The sequence below is a fragment of the Nocardioides rubriscoriae genome, assembly GCF_008087085.1.
Lineage (GTDB): Bacteria > Actinomycetota > Actinomycetes > Propionibacteriales > Nocardioidaceae > Nocardioides > Nocardioides rubriscoriae.
The window spans coordinates 43,953-57,790 of record NZ_VIYJ01000014.1 but is presented as its reverse complement, the minus strand read 5'-3'; the positions used below and the strand labels follow the sequence as shown (position 1 = coordinate 57,790).

19 protein-coding genes are annotated in these 13,838 nt (G+C 75.8%); 9 read left to right on the top strand and 10 right to left on the bottom strand.

Features of this window, described 5'->3' with window-relative positions; translation table 11 throughout:
- Window positions 1-2 precede the first annotated feature (2 nt).
- The 4 genes from FZC61_RS21330 to FZC61_RS21315 all read right to left on the bottom strand — a co-directional run bounded on the left by FZC61_RS21330 (window position 3) and on the right by FZC61_RS21315 (window position 3,301).
- Window positions 3-383, bottom strand: coding sequence for a hypothetical protein (locus tag FZC61_RS21330; protein ID WP_148616247.1), 381 nt, complete (start codon window positions 381-383; stop codon window positions 3-5).
- Between the two features lie 84 nt (window positions 384-467).
- Window positions 468-1,220 (bottom strand): LytR/AlgR family response regulator transcription factor, encoded by a 753-nt coding sequence (locus tag FZC61_RS21325; RefSeq protein ID WP_148616245.1) that lies wholly within the window; start codon window positions 1,218-1,220, stop codon window positions 468-470.
- On the bottom strand, window positions 1,217-2,344 hold the full coding sequence (locus tag FZC61_RS21320; RefSeq protein ID WP_148616244.1) for a sensor histidine kinase: 1,128 nt from the start codon (window positions 2,342-2,344) through the stop codon (window positions 1,217-1,219). The genes FZC61_RS21325 and FZC61_RS21320 overlap by 4 nt, the downstream gene beginning before the upstream one ends.
- A gap of 63 nt (window positions 2,345-2,407) precedes the next feature.
- Complete coding sequence (locus tag FZC61_RS21315; RefSeq protein ID WP_148616242.1) at window positions 2,408-3,301, bottom strand: class I SAM-dependent methyltransferase; 894 nt, start codon at window positions 3,299-3,301, stop codon at window positions 2,408-2,410.
- A gap of 100 nt (window positions 3,302-3,401) precedes the next feature.
- On the opposite strand from FZC61_RS21315, the gene FZC61_RS21310 reads away from it, so the two are divergent.
- Window positions 3,402-4,130: a Fic family protein gene (locus FZC61_RS21310; protein WP_148616240.1), complete on the top strand. Its 729-nt coding sequence runs from the start codon at window positions 3,402-3,404 to the stop codon at window positions 4,128-4,130.
- Here the strand turns inward: FZC61_RS21310 and FZC61_RS21305 are convergent.
- Entirely contained in the window at window positions 4,127-4,507 is a 381-nt protein-coding gene (locus tag FZC61_RS21305; protein ID WP_148616238.1) for a hypothetical protein, read from the bottom strand. The genes FZC61_RS21310 and FZC61_RS21305 overlap by 4 nt on opposite strands.
- Window positions 4,508-4,571: 64 nt before the next feature.
- Between FZC61_RS21305 and FZC61_RS21300 the strand changes: the two genes are divergently transcribed.
- Window positions 4,572-5,105, top strand: a complete 534-nt coding sequence (locus FZC61_RS21300) for a TetR/AcrR family transcriptional regulator (RefSeq protein WP_148616235.1) — start codon at window positions 4,572-4,574, stop codon at window positions 5,103-5,105.
- Window positions 5,106-5,358: 253 nt separating this feature from the next.
- Here FZC61_RS21300 and FZC61_RS21295 read toward each other — a convergent pair whose 3' ends face one another.
- The 4 genes from FZC61_RS21295 to FZC61_RS21280 form a co-directional block, all read right to left on the bottom strand.
- Complete coding sequence (locus FZC61_RS21295) at window positions 5,359-5,715, bottom strand: hypothetical protein (RefSeq protein ID WP_148616233.1); 357 nt, start codon at window positions 5,713-5,715, stop codon at window positions 5,359-5,361.
- A 16-nt stretch (window positions 5,716-5,731) separates the two neighbouring features.
- Entirely contained in the window at window positions 5,732-7,093 is a 1,362-nt protein-coding gene (locus FZC61_RS21290; protein ID WP_148616231.1) for a PGAP1-like alpha/beta domain-containing protein, read from the bottom strand.
- Between the two features lie 2 nt (window positions 7,094-7,095).
- On the bottom strand, window positions 7,096-7,599 hold the full coding sequence (locus FZC61_RS21285) for a hypothetical protein (RefSeq protein WP_148616229.1): 504 nt from the start codon (window positions 7,597-7,599) through the stop codon (window positions 7,096-7,098).
- Between the two features lie 89 nt (window positions 7,600-7,688).
- Window positions 7,689-8,486 (bottom strand): HAD family hydrolase, encoded by a 798-nt coding sequence (locus FZC61_RS21280; RefSeq protein ID WP_148616227.1) that lies wholly within the window; start codon window positions 8,484-8,486, stop codon window positions 7,689-7,691.
- Window positions 8,487-8,671: 185 nt separating this feature from the next.
- Between FZC61_RS21280 and ssd the strand changes: the two genes are divergently transcribed.
- The 7 genes from ssd (at window position 8,672) to FZC61_RS21245 (ending at window position 13,519) form a co-directional block, all read left to right on the top strand.
- The gene (gene ssd, locus FZC61_RS21275) at window positions 8,672-9,775 is read left to right on the top strand and encodes a septum site-determining protein Ssd (RefSeq protein ID WP_148616225.1); all 1,104 of its coding nucleotides are present in this window, start codon (window positions 8,672-8,674) and stop codon (window positions 9,773-9,775) included.
- Complete coding sequence (locus FZC61_RS21270; RefSeq protein WP_211357384.1) at window positions 9,775-10,938, top strand: TadA family conjugal transfer-associated ATPase; 1,164 nt, start codon at window positions 9,775-9,777, stop codon at window positions 10,936-10,938. The genes ssd and FZC61_RS21270 overlap by 1 nt, the downstream gene beginning before the upstream one ends.
- Complete coding sequence (locus FZC61_RS21265; protein ID WP_148616224.1) at window positions 10,935-11,738, top strand: type II secretion system F family protein; 804 nt, start codon at window positions 10,935-10,937, stop codon at window positions 11,736-11,738. Before FZC61_RS21270 ends, FZC61_RS21265 begins: the two co-directional genes overlap by 4 nt.
- On the top strand, window positions 11,735-12,460 hold the full coding sequence (locus FZC61_RS21260) for a type II secretion system F family protein (protein WP_148616222.1): 726 nt from the start codon (window positions 11,735-11,737) through the stop codon (window positions 12,458-12,460). The genes FZC61_RS21265 and FZC61_RS21260 overlap by 4 nt, the downstream gene beginning before the upstream one ends.
- Window positions 12,461-12,603: 143 nt before the next feature.
- Window positions 12,604-12,801, top strand: a complete 198-nt coding sequence (locus FZC61_RS21255; RefSeq protein WP_148616220.1) for a DUF4244 domain-containing protein — start codon at window positions 12,604-12,606, stop codon at window positions 12,799-12,801.
- A gap of 29 nt (window positions 12,802-12,830) precedes the next feature.
- The gene (locus tag FZC61_RS21250) at window positions 12,831-13,163 is read left to right on the top strand and encodes a TadE family type IV pilus minor pilin (protein WP_246142843.1); all 333 of its coding nucleotides are present in this window, start codon (window positions 12,831-12,833) and stop codon (window positions 13,161-13,163) included.
- The gene (locus FZC61_RS21245) at window positions 13,160-13,519 is read left to right on the top strand and encodes an Rv3654c family TadE-like protein (protein ID WP_246142842.1); all 360 of its coding nucleotides are present in this window, start codon (window positions 13,160-13,162) and stop codon (window positions 13,517-13,519) included. The genes FZC61_RS21250 and FZC61_RS21245 overlap by 4 nt, the downstream gene beginning before the upstream one ends.
- 19 nt (window positions 13,520-13,538) lie before the next feature.
- Here the strand turns inward: FZC61_RS21245 and FZC61_RS21240 are convergent, their stop codons facing one another.
- Window positions 13,539-13,838 carry a hypothetical protein gene (locus FZC61_RS21240; protein ID WP_148616218.1) on the bottom strand — a complete coding sequence of 100 codons (300 nt, stop codon included), beginning with the start codon at window positions 13,836-13,838 and terminating at the stop codon, window positions 13,539-13,541.

Genomic DNA, 13,838 nt, shown 5'->3' with positions numbered 1-13,838 from the left:
GCTCACCGCTCGACCTCGCCCATCAGCTCGGCGAAGTCGTGCTCGTTGCGCTCGGCGCGCAGCACGTAGCGCCAGCCGAGCCAGGCCAGCCACGGGTAGACCAGGCCGCCGAGCAGCAGCCACGCCACCGGCACCCCGAGCACACGGACGTCGTCGAGCCCCGGCACGACGTAGAAGACCAGCGGCAGGCTGCCGACGGTGAGGGCCAGCAGGCCCAGGATCCGGGCGGCGAGCAGCAGCTGCTCGCGCAGCAGCGACCCCAGGTAGACCCCGCCCAGCGGCGTCTCGTCGTCGATGTCGCCCGTGCGCGGCTGCGGCCGCGGGCGCGCGTGCCGGTCGGGCCCGGTGACGCGCACCCGCCGCGCCGGCTCGGACTCATGCATCCGTGGCCGTCCGGCACGGTGGTCGAGGTGCGAGGAGCGCCAGCGACGAGCCTCGAGACCCGGTGGGCAACAGGTCGGCAGGAGTCACGGCTCGCCCCGGCGCAGCAGCCGCTCGCGCAGCTCGCGGGTGTTGCGGCGGCTGACCACCAGCTCGACACCGGAGCCGTCCGAGCTGCCCGAGGCCACGACGACCGTGCACCGGCCGGCGTCCATGCGCACCTGGGTGACGTGGGCGGTGGCGACCAGCACTGATCGGTGGATGCGCACGAACCCGGCGTCGGCCCACTCGTCCTCGAGCGTCGACAGCGGTACCCGCACGAGGTGGCTGCCGGTGGGGGTGTGCAGGCGGGCGTAGTCGCCTTGGGCCTCGACGTGGGTGACGGTCGACCGGGGGACGAAGCGGGTCACGCCGCCGCGCTCGACCGGGATCTGCACGTCGGCCGTCGGGGTCACCACCCGCTCGGCGGCGCCGCCCTCGACCACGCGGCGTACGGCCTCGGCGAGACGCTCGGCGCGCACCGGCTTGAGCACGTAGTCGACCGCCCGCAGGTCGAAGGCCTCGACCGCGTGGGCCTCGTGGGCGGTGACGAAGACGATCGGCGGCGGCTCCTTGAAGCGGCCCAGCACCTCGGCGAGCTCGAGCCCGGTCAGGCCCGGCATCTGGATGTCGAGGAAGACGCAGTCGACGTCGCCCTCGCGCAGCACCCGCAGCCCGTCGGTCGCGGAGTCGCAGGTGCGCACCGACGCGACCCGCTCGTCGCGCGAGAGCAGCCACTCCAGCTCGTCGAGCGAAGGGCGCTCGTCGTCGACCACGAGCACGCGCAGCCCGCCCGTCACGCCGACACCCCCGCCGCGAACTTCGGCACCCGCACGACCACCTTCGTGCCCGCGCCGGGGGCCGTCTCGACGACCAGCCCGTAGTCGTCGCCGTACGTCGAGCGCAGGCGGGCGTCGACGTTGCCCAGCCCCACCGAGTCGTGCGCGCCGTCGGTCGACAGGGTGCCGGCGAGCGCGCGGCGCACGCGCTCGGGGTCCTCGCCGGCGCCGTCGTCCTCGACCTCGATGACGCAGTCCTGGCCGCGGTCGCGGGCGGTGATAGTCACGTGACCGACCCGGTCGACGCCCTCAAGCCCGTGGCGCACGGCGTTCTCGACCAGCGGCTGCACGCACAGGAACGGCACCGCCACCCCGAGCACCTCGGGCGCGATGCTCAGCGTCACCTGCAGCCGGTCGCCGAAGCGGGCCTGCTCGAGCAGCAGGTAGCGCTCGATCGAGCGCAGCTCCTCGGCGAGGGTCGTGTAGTCGCCGTGGCGGCGGAAGGAGTAGCGGGTGAAGTCGGCGAACTCGAGCAGCAGCTCACGGGCCCGGTCGGGGTCGGTGCGCACGAAGCTCGCGATCGCGCCGAGGGAGTTGTAGACGAAGTGCGGACTGATCTGGGCCCGCAGCGCGCGCACCTCGGCCTCGGCGAGCCGGGTGCGCGACAGCTCGAGCTCGGCCAGGGCCAGCTGACCCGACACCCAGGTCGCGACCTCGTCGGTGGCGCGGGCCAGCCCCGCGGTCGGGTACGGCGCGAACGCGACCAGGGTGCCGACGATGCGGTCGTCGACGACGAGGGGGCTCACCACCGCGGTGCGCACCTCGCAGCCGGTGGTGGTGCAGCCGAGGTCGCCGCGGTCGAAGCTGCGGGTGCGGCCGCGCTCGAGGGTGGCGCCGAGGAGGGTCCGCACCTGTTGCCGGTGGTGGCTGCCGGCGCCGTCCCACGCCAGGCAGCCGACGGTGTCGGTGACCGCCAGCGCCGGGGTGCCGAGCAGGGCGCGCAGGTGACCGGCCGCGCGGGTGGCGCTGTCCTCGGTGAGCCCCTCGCGCAGCGCCGGGGACGCCAGCGAGGCCTGGTGCAGGGTGCGGAAGGTGGCGCGGTCGGCCTCGGTGCCGAGGTGTGTCCGCCGCCACGTGCGTGCCATGGCGACATCCGACCACACCCGACCACACCCGACCACGTCGGACGCGCAGGCGGGTGACCCGCGTCAGCGGAAGTCGATGAGCAGGGTGCCGGTGTCGTCGAGACCGGCGGCGACGCGCGGGATCGTGTCGGCGGTGTCGTGCTGGGGGTCGTCGGCGTCCGGGGCGCCGAGCGAGATCGGCACGGTCGGCTCGAGCGTCGGTGCCGGCGCGGGCGGGGCGACCCGCTCGGTGACCCGGGCCCGGAAGCAGCGCGCCTGGTAGGGCAGCTGCATGCCGTCCATGCCGCGGCCGTAGTCGTCGTAGAGGGCGAGAAGGTCGGCCAGCACGCGCTCGCGCTCGGGGGCGTCGAGGACCGCGACGTTGGAGCGCGACAGCACGAGGTCCTGGATGGAGCGCCGGTCGACGACCTGCCAGTGCTTGAACGCCGTCTCGTCGACCTCGTGGAAGTCGTCGGAGGACTCGACCGAGGCCAGGGGGGCCGTGACGTTGTCCTGGGTGCCGATGATGCGGCCGAGCTTGCGGACCCAGGGGATGCGCTCGTCGCGCTGGTTCCACACCGCGGCCAGGTGGCCGCCGGGGCGCAGCACCCGGGCGATCTCGGGCAGGGCGACCGCGGCGTCGAACCAGTGGAAGCACTGGGCGGCGACGACGACGTCGACGGACTGGTCGGCGACGGGGATCTCCTCGGCCCCGGTCGCGGAGGTGCGCACGTCGGGCAGCCGCCGGCGCAGCACGGCCAGCATCGCCTCGTCGGGCTCGGTCGCGTGGACGTCGTGGCCCGCAGCGACCAGGCGCTCGGTCAGCTTGCCGGTGCCGGCGCCGAGCTCGAGCACCGTCACGGGGCGGTCGCCGACCAGCCACGCCACGGCGTCGTCGGGGTAGGACGGCCGTCCGCGGTGGTAGGCGTCGGCCACGCCCCCGAAGGATCGGGCGTGGCGCTGGTGGTCCTCGCTCATCGCTGCCGATCGTACGGCGCCGGGCCGTGCCGGTGGGCGAGGCGCGAGCGGGTCGAGGTGCCGAACCCTGGCGCCGATCGGGCACCGATACCGTGGACGGGTGACCACCGATCCCCTCGCCTGGCTGGTGACCCTCGAGGGCGTCCCGTCGGCCTACGCCGCCGCGCGCGACGGGATCGACGTGGTGCTGCGCGACCGCGGGCTGCGCCGTACCTCGCCCGAGACGACGGCCGAGTCGCTGTTACGTGGGGCCCACGCCAGTGCGGTCCTCGAGGGCTCGACCTCGACGCTGGCGCAGGTGCGGCGCGGCGAGGGCGACGAGATCGCCGTCGACAGCGTGCGGGTCTCGACCGAACTGCTCTTGCTGGCGCCCACGCTGGGGCGCTCGCCGCTGCAGGCCCTGGCCCGCGTGCACGCCCTGGCCGCCACCGGGTCGGTCGCCGACGACCGGTTGGGGCGCCCGCGCGACGCCGAGTCGGCCGCCCGGCTGCGCGACATCGCCTCCGTGCTGACCTCGAACACCGACGCTCCGGCCCTGCTCGTCGCGGGCCTGGTGCACGCCGAGCTGGTCACGGCGGCACCGTTCCCGTCGCACAACGGCATCGTGGCCCGCGCCGTCGAGCGGCTCGTGCTGGTCGCGCGCGGCGTCGACGAGAAGTCGTTGATCGTGCCCGAGGCCGGCCACCTGGCGCTGCGGGAGGCCTACGAGTCCAACCTGCGCGGCTACGCCGAGGGTGGTGCTGCCGGCGTGCACGCCTGGACCCTGTACGCCGCCGAGGCCTACGCCGCCGCCGCGGAGGCGAGCCCGCTGCGGCGGGCCGCGGACTAGCTCACTCGTCCTGGCCGATCCTGACCGAGGGCGACCGCGCCCAGGGCGACGAAGGAGGCAGCCCCGGCCGCGACGCCGAGCAGGGTGGCCCTCGGGGCGCCGTTGCGCAGGCCGATGAGGCTGGCCGCGACGTCGATGCTGTCGATGGCCAGGCCGGCCTGCAGGACCACGCGGCGCACGGCCGGGTCGGGGTGGCGCAGGCCGAGGGCCAGGGCGAGCTCGCGGGCGCCGAACAGCCGGCTGATGATGCCGGCCGAGGGCCCGGCGTCCGCGAGGCTGCCGAGGCCGAACGTGCGCCACGACGGGCCGGGAGCCGCCCATGTGCCGGCGCCGACGGCGGCGCGGGAGGCGGACAGGATCTGCAGTGCACTCGTCATGGCGTGCTCCTCCTTTGTAGTGACTACTACATAAACTAGCTGTAGTGATCACTACGATCAAGGCATGGGTTATCGACACACGCGCGAGGAGCTGCTCCAGGGTGCCGTCGACGCAGCCCTCGAGGACGGCCTCCACCGGCTCACCTTCGGCCGGCTCGCGACGCGGCTCGGTGTCACCGACCGCGCGATCGTCTACTACTTCCCGAGCAAGGACGACCTGGTGACCCAGGTGCTCACCGTGCTGGGCGACCGGCTCGTCGGCGTGCTCGCCGACGCCGTGTCCGGTGGGGCGCGTGACCACCGGGACCTGGTGGCCCGGGCCTGGCCGGTGCTCGCCCGGCCGCAGGTCGACCCCCTCTTCGCCCTCTACTTCGAGGCCGTCGGGCTCGCGACCGCCGGTGCCGAGCCCTACCGCTCGCTGGCCGCGCCGCTGGTCGCCGGCTGGGTCGACTGGTTTGCCACGGTGCTCGTCGGCACCCCCGCCGTACGACGTCGCGAGGCCGAGGCCGCCCTGGCCCTGGTCGACGGGCTGCTGCTGCTGCGACAGCTCGCCGGGCCGGCTGCGGCCAACCGGGCCGCGAAGGTGCTGGTGGGCTGACGTGCAGGTGGCGCCCGGGTCCTCGAGGACCTGAGCGCCACCGCGAACACGTGAACCGCTGGCTACCAAGCGTGCAATCTCAGCTTGCTGTCCCGGGAGTATCCCGATGGCAGGCGCCCTCAAGAAGGGTGGTTCGCCGCGTGGGTACCCGGTTCACGTGCTGCTCTTGAGTTGTCTTCCTGACTCCATGTCTACGCCGGTGTGACCGCCGACACAAGGCTTGACTTTCGCGGGTCGGGCGCGCCGGACGCCGTCACGACAGCAGTCGTTGGGCGACCTCGCGGCCGGTCGGCGGCTGTGTGAGGCCGAGGTCGCCGGGCGTCACCGGGACCCCGTCGGGAGTGCGGCCGGTGAGGTAGAAGGTGACCCGGTCGGCGCCGGCGCCGAGGAGCCCGTCGAGCACGCGGCGTACGGTCCGCAGCACCTCGAGGAAGGTCGCTGAGTCGGCCACGTCGACGATCCCCGAGACGGCGCCGGAGGCCTGGGGCTGGTGGTTGTAGCGCAGCGAGTGGCCGGTGACGCCCGGCAGCACCCGCACCGCGTCGGCGAGCGTGGCGTTGATGGCGGCCTCGCCGGGGCGACCGCCGAGCATCTTGGAGAGCAGGCCCATCCGGTGCCTCCCCAGGTCAGGGCCGGCGGGTGACCGGCACGTCGATCGCGGTCGCGGTGCCGGTCGCGGTGACGAGGAACGGCGAGAGCGTGGACTGGTAGTCCCGGAGGATACGACCGGCGTCGCTGTCGCCGGCCATGGCGTCGCGCACCGAGTTGATGTAGGCCGTGTGGTCGTGGTTGGTGACGACGCCGAGGACGCCGCCGGGGCTGTCGAGCGTCACCGCGGTGACGTGGGTGTGGGGGTCGACCCCGTGCACGTCGACGCCGCCGAGGTCGAGGCGCGGCACGAGGTCGAAGCGGTGCTGCACCTGTAGGGCCTCGACGCCGGGCGCCAGCTGCACGTGGTCGATGGGGGCGCCGTAGGTGAGCAGGTTGGTGACGCCGTAGTGACGCACGAACGTCGGGTCGGAGGCCAGCTGGGCGGCGATGATGCCGCCCTGGCTGTGACCCACGAGCATCACCGGGGAGCCGGGCGGGATGCCGGCGGCGTCCATCGCCGCGCGCACCGACTCGGCCGCGGCCGTCGGGTTGCCGGCCACGAGCTGCAGGTTGGCCGACAAGTCGCGCGGCTCGGACCCGGCCACCGGCGACCAGGTCTCGGTGCCGGGGATCGACACGACGTACGCCGGCCCCGACCCGTTGTCGACGCGGGTGATGCGCACGTCGCCGCTGCCGCCCGAGGGGTCGGCGCCGACCTGGTAGGAGTCGGTGACGCTCTGCATCAGGCCGGGCAGGTCGGTGGGCGGGGCGAGGGCGGGGTGGTAGAGGCTGCCCGCGCCCTGGGCGGGCACGACGGTCGGGACCCCGGCGACACCGGTGCCCTCGCCGAGCACGTGCTGCTCCTTGCCGGTGACCAGGTTGGCGACGGTGCCGGCCGCCGAGCCCAGGGTGAGCAGGGCGCTCGCAGCGATCTCGGAGACCGAGTGGTCCTGGCGGCCGGTGAGCACGTCGCCGACCTGGCCCAGCGGGCCGCCCGCGTGGCCGAGCGTGCGCACCGCCCCGTCGTACGCCGCGGCGATGCGGTCGGTGAGGAACTGCCCGACCGAGGCGAAGAACCCCTGTGGTTGAGCCGATGTGACGACCCCACCGTCGCCGGTGACCGGCGACGAGCCGTCGCCGGACACGACGTCCTGGGCCTGGGCCTCCTGCCGGACCTGCAGCGCCATCTCGGCGAGCCGGGTGACGGTCGCGTCGAGGGCAGGCCGCTCGGTGTGCTGCCAGGCGTCGAGGGTGCGCTCGGCGTCGAGGCCGGTCCACTCGAAGGAGCGCAGCGCGCCGTCGAGGCGCGTCGCGAGCTCGGCGATGCGCTGCGAGCCGCGGTCGAGCTCGGTCGAGGCCGCCAGCCCGGCCTCGGTGTCCATCCCCAGCGTGGTCATGGTCAGGACGCCCGTCGCTCGGCCTGCGCCACCAGCACCTCCAGGGCCGCGGTCACGTCCCACACGAGCAGGTCGGCGACAGCGCCGTCGGCCGCGGGGCTGAGGTCGGTGGTGCCGTCGGCCTGCGGCGCGACCGCCCACAGCTCGTCGTCGGTCGCCAGCCAGGTGCGGACGCTGACGCGCTCGTCGGCGACGGTCGCGAGCGCGACGAACGCCCGGCACTCGTCGGCGAAGCCCGGCCCGGGCTCGCGGTGGTCGGTCGCGGGGCGCCCCTCGGGGTCGGCGGTCAGCTGCGGCAGCGGCGGCAGCAGCCCCCGCACCACCGGCCACAGCTGGTCGGTCGGGAACGTCGTGGCCTCGCCGTCCTCGACCGCCACCGACGCAGCGCCCGCCAGGGCGAGGTCGATGCGACGGGTGCGGCCGTCGTACGTCGTGACGAGGCGCAGCGCGACGGTCGGTGCCTGCGGCGCCCGGTCGGCGAGGTGGCCCAGCTGGTCGAAGGTCATGGGGCGACGCTAGGAGCCCGCGCCAGTGGTGGGCAGGTGGAAGGTTCCGCCCTGCACGCCGGACGCGTGCGCCGGTGCGACGGGGTGGATCAGGTCACGCCGCGCTGCTTCTTGCGCGCGTTGGTCCACAGCACCCCGCCGACGGCGAACGCCCCACCGACGGCGAGCGCGGCCAGGGTCTGCTTGGCCGGCGGCAGCGGCACCCGCGACTCGAGCGCGACCGGCTTGACGAAGACCAGGACCGGCCAGCCGCGCGAGGCGGCCTCCTTGCGCAGGTCCTTGTCGGGGTTGACGGCGTGCGGGAAGCCGACGGCGGCGAGCATCGGCACGTCGGTCACCGAGTCGCTGTAGCCGTAGCACTGCGTCAGGTCGTAGCCGCGGTCGCGGGCCAGCTGCTCGATGGCGCGGGCCTTCTCCTTGCCGAACGCGTAGTAGTCGATCTCGCCGGTGTACTTGCCGTCGACGACCTCGAGCCGCGACGCCACGACGTAGTCGGCGCCGAGCAGCTCGCCGATCGGCTCGACGACCTCGGTGCCCGACGCCGAGACGATCACGACGTCGCGCCCGGCCAGGCTGTGCTCCGCGATCAGGCTGACGGCCTCGTCGTAGACGATCGGGTCGACGACGTGGTGGAGGGTCTCGGCGACGATCTCGCGCACGGTGGCGACGTCCCAGCCGGCGACCAGGCTCGACATGAACTGCCGCAGCTTCTCCATCTGGTCGTGGTCGGCTCCGCCGGCCAGGAAGACGAACTGGGCGTACGCCGAGCGCAGCACCGCTCGTCGCGAGATCAGACCGCCGGCCTGGAAGGGCTTGGAGAAGGCCAGGGTGCTCGACTTCGCGATGATGGTCTTGTCGAGGTCGAAGAACGCCGCCGCGCGGGTCATGCCGTCATCGTAGGTGGACCGACCGGCCCGAAAGGGTGCGCCGAGCCGGGCCGTCGTCTGTGGAAAGCACGTGGAAAGCCCGTGGAAACGACCCGGAGCCGTCCACAGGGCCGCTGCGCCCCGCGTCGTCCCCAGGCCGTACGCCGCCGGGGGTGGGCGCTCGCGGCGGCGGGCAACCCTCGTCCATGCCCCTCGACCATGCACCCCGGACCTCCCACCAGACCCCTCGCCACGACGCTCCTCTGGTCGTCACCGCCGACCCCGCCCTGCGCGACGAGCTGCTGCGCCTGGCCGCGGCCGCCGGCGTGACCCCCGAGGTCGTCGCCGATCCCGGGGGCGCGCTGCGCTCGTGGGCGCGCGCGCCCGTCGTCCTGGTCGGCGGCGACCTGGCCGGTCGGCTGGCCGAGCTCGGGCCCGACCGGCGCGACGGCGTCCACGTCATCGCCTGGGGCGCCACCGACACCGCGCTCTTCCGGGCCGGCCTCGGCCTCGGCGCCGAGAACGTCGCCGAGCTGCCCCGCTCCGAGGGCTGGGTGGTCGAGACCCTCACCGACCTCGGCGAGGCGGCCCGCCCGCGCGGGCTCGTGGTCGGCGTCGTCGGTGGGTCGGGCGGCGCCGGGGCGACCACGCTGGCCTGCTCCCTGGGCCAGGTCGCCGCGCAGACCGGCGAGACCGTCGTCATCGACTGCGACCCCCTGGGCCCCGGGCTCGACCGGGTCCTCGGGCTCGACCGCCACGACGGGTTCCGCTGGGACGCGCTGTGCCAGACCACCGGGCGGCTCAGCGCCCGCGCCCTGCGCGAGGCCTTGCCGCGACGCGGTCGGCTCGGCGTCCTCACCTGGTACGCCGGCACCACCGCGACCCTGCAGGCGTTCGCGGTCCGCGAGGCCCTGTCGGCGGCGCGACGCGGCCACGACACGGTCGTCGTCGACCTCCCGCGCACCCCCGACCCCCTGCTCGACGAGGTGGTCGCGCGCTGCGACCTGGTGCTGGTGGCGACGGTGGCGACCGTCGCCGGCGTCGCGTCGGCGGCCCGGGTCTGCGCGCGCCACGACGGACGCGCCGACCTCGGCCTCGTGCTGCGCGGCGGCGGGCTGCTCGCCCACGAGGTGTCGCGTGCCGCAGGCACGCCGGTGCTCGGCGCCGTCCCCCACCAGCGCGCGCTCGACGAGTCGATCGACCTCGGCCTCGGTCCCGTCCGCAACCCCCGCAGCCCGCTGGCCCGGGCCTGCGCCGACCTCCTCGCGCTGCTGGCCGCGCCCGGCGCCGCCCGTCGGGTCGCGGCGTGATCGAGGCCCTGCCCGCCGGGCTGGTCGACGCCGTGCGCGAGCGGCTCGCACGCACCCCTGGCGACCTGACCCCCCATCGCGTCGCCGAGGCGCTGCGCGACACCGGCCGCCCGGTCGGTGACGCCACCGTGCTCGCCGTGCACGAGCTGCTGCGGCGCGACGTCGTCGGCGCCGGTCCGCTCGAGCCCCTGCTCGCGCTGCCCGGGGTGACCGACGTCGTCGTCAACGGGTCCGGCGAGGTCTACCTCGACCGGGGCGCCGGGCTCGAGCGCAGCACGGTCTCCTTCCCCGACGAGGCGTCCGTACGCCGCCTGGCCCAGCGCCTGGCCTCCCTCGGCGGCCGTCGCCTCGACGACGCCTCGCCGTTCGTCGACCTGCGCCTGGCCGACGGCACCCGCTTCCACGCCGTCCTCGCCCCCATCGCCCGGCCCGGCACGGCGATCTCGCTGCGGGTGCCGCGCCGCGGTGGGTTCACCCTCGACGAGCTGGTCGCGGCCCGCACCCTCACCGCCCCGGTCGCCCGGCTGCTCGAGCGGGTGCTCGCGGCGCGCCTGCCGTTCCTGGTCAGCGGCGGCACCGGCACCGGCAAGACCACGCTGCTCGCCGCGCTGCTGTCGCGGCTGCCGCCCGGCGAACGCATCGTGGTCGTCGAGGACGCCTCCGAGCTGCGTCCCGACCACCCCCACGTGGTCGGGCTCGAGGCCCGCCCGCCCAACGCCGAGGGGGCCGGCGCGGTCGACCTGCGCACGCTGGTCCGCCAGGCCCTGCGGATGCGCCCCGACCGGCTGGTCCTGGGCGAGGTGCGTGGCGGAGAGGTCGTCGAGCTGCTCGCGGCCCTCAACACCGGCCACGAGGGTGGCTGCGGCACCCTCCACGCCAACTCCGCGGTCGACGTCCCGGCACGCGTCGAGGCTCTCGCGCTGGCGGCAGGCCTCGGTCGCGAAGCCGCCCACAGCCAGCTGGCCTCAGCCGTCGACGTGGTCGTCCACCTCGCCCGCGGGCCCGACGGGTCACGCCGGGTCGCCCAGGTCGCCGTCCCCGGCCGCGACGCCGCCGGCCTGGTGACCATGGACGTCGCGCTCGAGGTGGGCCCGACCCTGTCGCTGCACGAGGGCCCGGCGATTGACCGGCTGCTCTCCCGGCTCGACCAGGGCCGCGCGTGAGCGCGTCCGCCCTGCTCGCGATGGCGGCTGCGGCAGCGGCCGCGGCACTGGCGGTGCCCGGCCGGCCACGGTCGCCGGCGCCGGAGTCCGCCGAGGGTCGTGGCCCGCGGTCGCAGACGCTCGGGCCCGTCGGCGTCGCCGGTGCCCTCGTCGTCGGGCTCCTGTTCGTCGGACGGGGCTCGCCCCGGCTGGTGGTCCTCGGGGTCGTGCTCGTCGCGGCCTGCCTGGCCGGGCGGCGGCTGTGGCGGGCCCGCGCCGCACGGCTGGCCGCGGGCGCCACGGCGGCCCGGGTGCTCGAGACCTGCGAGTCCCTCGCGGCCGAGCTCGCCGCCGGGAGGCCCTCGGCCCTCGCGCTCGACCGCGCGGCCGAGGACTGGCCCGCGCTGGGCCCGGTCGCCGAGGCCCACCGGGTCGGGGCCGACGTCCCCGCCGCCTGGCGCTCGCTGGCCGAGCGCCCCGGGGCCGCCGACCTGCGCGTGGTCGCCGCGGCCTGGCAGGTCGCCCACCGCACCGGCGAGGGCCTGGCCGACACCCTCGACCGGGTGGCCCTCGGCCTGCGCGACGCCCAGGCGACCCGCCGGGTGGTCGAGGGCGAGCTCGCCTCGGCCCGGGCGACCGCCCGTCTCGTGGCCGCGCTGCCCCTGCTCGCGCTGTCGATGGGCAACGGCGCCGGTGGCGACCCGTGGGGCTTCCTGCTCACCACCCCTGTCGGGCTCGGCTGCCTGGCGCTCGGGATCGCCTTCGCGTTCGCCGGGCTGGCCTGGATCGAGGCCCTGGCTCGCGAGGTCGACCGCCCGTGAACGCCCTCCACCTCCTCGCCGCCGCGTCGGCCGCGCTCGCCGTGGCGCTGGTGGTGCCGCCACGCGCCCGGCTGCCACCGCCCGCCGCGCCCACGCTCGCGGCCCCGGTCGTCGAGGTCGGCTGGCTGCGTCGCCACCGTGCCGTGTGGTCGTTGCTGGCCGCGGCCGCGGGAGGCACGTTCGTCGGCGGGCCGGCCGGCCTCGTCGCGGCGGCGGGTGCCGGGCTCGGGGTGTGGGTCGTCATCGGGCGCGCCGAGACGCCGGCCGCCCGCCGGGCGCGAGCCGACGTACGTCGTGACCTGCCCGCGGTCGTCGCGCTCCTCGGCGCGGCCCTGCGCTCCGGCGCCGCACCAGCCGACGCGGTCGTGCTGGTCGCCCGGGCCCTGCCCGGTGCCGCCGCCGACCGGCTCGGGCCGGTCGTGGCCCGCCTCGCGCTCGGCGTACCGGCGGCGACGGTGTGGACCGACCTCGCCGCCGACCCCGACCTCGCCCCGCTCGGGCGCACCATGGCCCGCGCCCACGACACCGGCTCCGCCGTCGTGCCCGCGGTCGAGCGCCTCGCCGACGACCTGGCCCGCCGCGCCCGCGCCACGGTCGAGGACCGCGCCCGGGCGGTCGGGGTCAAGGCCGCGGTGCCGCTCGGGCTGTGCCTGCTGCCCGCGTTCGTGCTGATCGGGATCGTGCCGCTCGTGGCCGGGCTGCTGGGCTCGATCGCGTGGTGAGGAGGGCCCGGAGTCGTCCACACCGAACCGATGCCACCGGTCCTCCACAGACCCGTCGTCGTCGGTCGCGAGACGTCCGCCGCGGCCCGCAGTCTTCTGGCCGCGGGCCGCACCGGGCGGCCCCACCACGAAGGGAACCACCCATGCCGCGTCACCTGACCCGCCGCCTCCGTCCGACCCGCCGCGACGACCGCGGCATCACCACCGCCGAGTACGCCGTCGGCACCGCCGCCGGGGCCGGGCTCGCCGGCCTGCTCTACCAGCTGCTGACCGGCGGGTTCGGCGACAAGCTGCTCAAGACGCTGTTCGACCACGTCCTCGGGCTGCTGGGCATCGGGTGACCCGGCGGCGCCGCGACCAGCGTGGTGCGGTGACCGCCGAGCTCGCGATGGCCCTGCCGCTGCTGCTGGCGGTCACGGTCGGCCTGGTGTGGTTGTTGTCGGTCGGCGCCGCCCAGGTCCGCACCGTCGATGCCGCCCGCGAGACCGCCCGGGCCCTGGCCCGTGGCGACGACACCGGGGCCGCGGTCGCGGCGGGCGAGCAGGTGGCGCCCGCCGGTGCCCGGGTCACGGTCACCACGTCGGGCGAGCGCGTCGTCGCCACCGCGTCGGCCGAGGTCGAGGGTCCCGGTGGACTGTTCAGCTTCCTGCCGTCGGTCACCGTGCACGCACAGGCGGTCGCCCTGGCCGAGGACGACCCGTGACCCGTCGCCGGAGCGGCGAGCAGGGCGAGCGGGGAGCCGCCACCGTGCTCACGCTCGCCCTGGCCGGGATGCTGGTGCTCGTCGGCGCGGCGCTGTCGGTGGTGTCGGCCCTGGTCGTCGACCACCGCACCGCCCAGGCGGCGGCCGACCTGGCGGCGCTGGCGGGGGCCCGGGCGCTGGCCGACCGGGGCGACGGCTGTGCGGCGGCCGGCGCCCTCGCCGCAGCCAACGGCGCCGAGGTGACGGCGTGCTCGGTCAGCGGACGTGAGGTCCGGGTCAAGGTCCGGGTCGAGGGCCCTCGTTGGCTCGGCCAGTCCGGCGACCTGGAGGCCGAGGCCCGCGCCGGACCCGGCTGAGGCAGGGGTCGGGCCGAGGTCAGCGCTCGTCGTCGATGTCGCGACGCCGCTCGGCCTCGGCCCGGTCGAGCTTCTGCGACAGCTCGTCGATGCTCTTGCGCTCCTTGCGCTGCCGCAGCTCGCGTCGGGCGCCGAACCGGACCAAGGACAGGCCGAGCAGCACGCACACGCCGGCGGCCGTGCCCAGCAGGAACAGCGCCATCGGGCTGACGTCGATGCCCATGAACTCGGCCTGCCCGCCGGTGATCTCCGCGGCGAAGACGCCACCGATCACCAGCACGGCACCGACGGCGATGAGGACCAGGCCCAGGAGCAACAT

What these genes read in the sequence shown, in the direction of transcription:
- FZC61_RS21330 (WP_148616247.1), bottom strand. Translation starts at nt 383, where the DNA reads ATGCATGAGTCCGAGCCGGCGCGGCGGGTGCGCGTCACCGGGCCCGAC.
- FZC61_RS21320 (WP_148616244.1), bottom strand. Translation starts at nt 2,344, where the DNA reads ATGGCACGCACGTGGCGGCGGACACACCTCGGCACCGAGGCCGACCGC.
- FZC61_RS21315 (WP_148616242.1), bottom strand. Translation starts at nt 3,301, where the DNA reads ATGAGCGAGGACCACCAGCGCCACGCCCGATCCTTCGGGGGCGTGGCC.
- FZC61_RS21305 (WP_148616238.1), bottom strand. Translation starts at nt 4,507, where the DNA reads ATGACGAGTGCACTGCAGATCCTGTCCGCCTCCCGCGCCGCCGTCGGC.
- FZC61_RS21300 (WP_148616235.1), top strand. Translation starts at nt 4,572, where the DNA reads ATGGGTTATCGACACACGCGCGAGGAGCTGCTCCAGGGTGCCGTCGAC.
- FZC61_RS21295 (WP_148616233.1), bottom strand. Translation starts at nt 5,715, where the DNA reads ATGGGCCTGCTCTCCAAGATGCTCGGCGGTCGCCCCGGCGAGGCCGCC.
- FZC61_RS21290 (WP_148616231.1), bottom strand. Translation starts at nt 7,093, where the DNA reads ATGACCACGCTGGGGATGGACACCGAGGCCGGGCTGGCGGCCTCGACC.
- FZC61_RS21285 (WP_148616229.1), bottom strand. Translation starts at nt 7,599, where the DNA reads ATGACCTTCGACCAGCTGGGCCACCTCGCCGACCGGGCGCCGCAGGCA.
- FZC61_RS21280 (WP_148616227.1), bottom strand. Translation starts at nt 8,486, where the DNA reads ATGACCCGCGCGGCGGCGTTCTTCGACCTCGACAAGACCATCATCGCG.
- ssd (WP_148616225.1), top strand. Translation starts at nt 8,672, where the DNA reads ATGCCCCTCGACCATGCACCCCGGACCTCCCACCAGACCCCTCGCCAC.
- FZC61_RS21255 (WP_148616220.1), top strand. Translation starts at nt 12,604, where the DNA reads ATGCCGCGTCACCTGACCCGCCGCCTCCGTCCGACCCGCCGCGACGAC.
- FZC61_RS21240 (WP_148616218.1), bottom strand. Translation starts at nt 13,838, where the DNA reads ATGTTGCTCCTGGGCCTGGTCCTCATCGCCGTCGGTGCCGTGCTGGTG.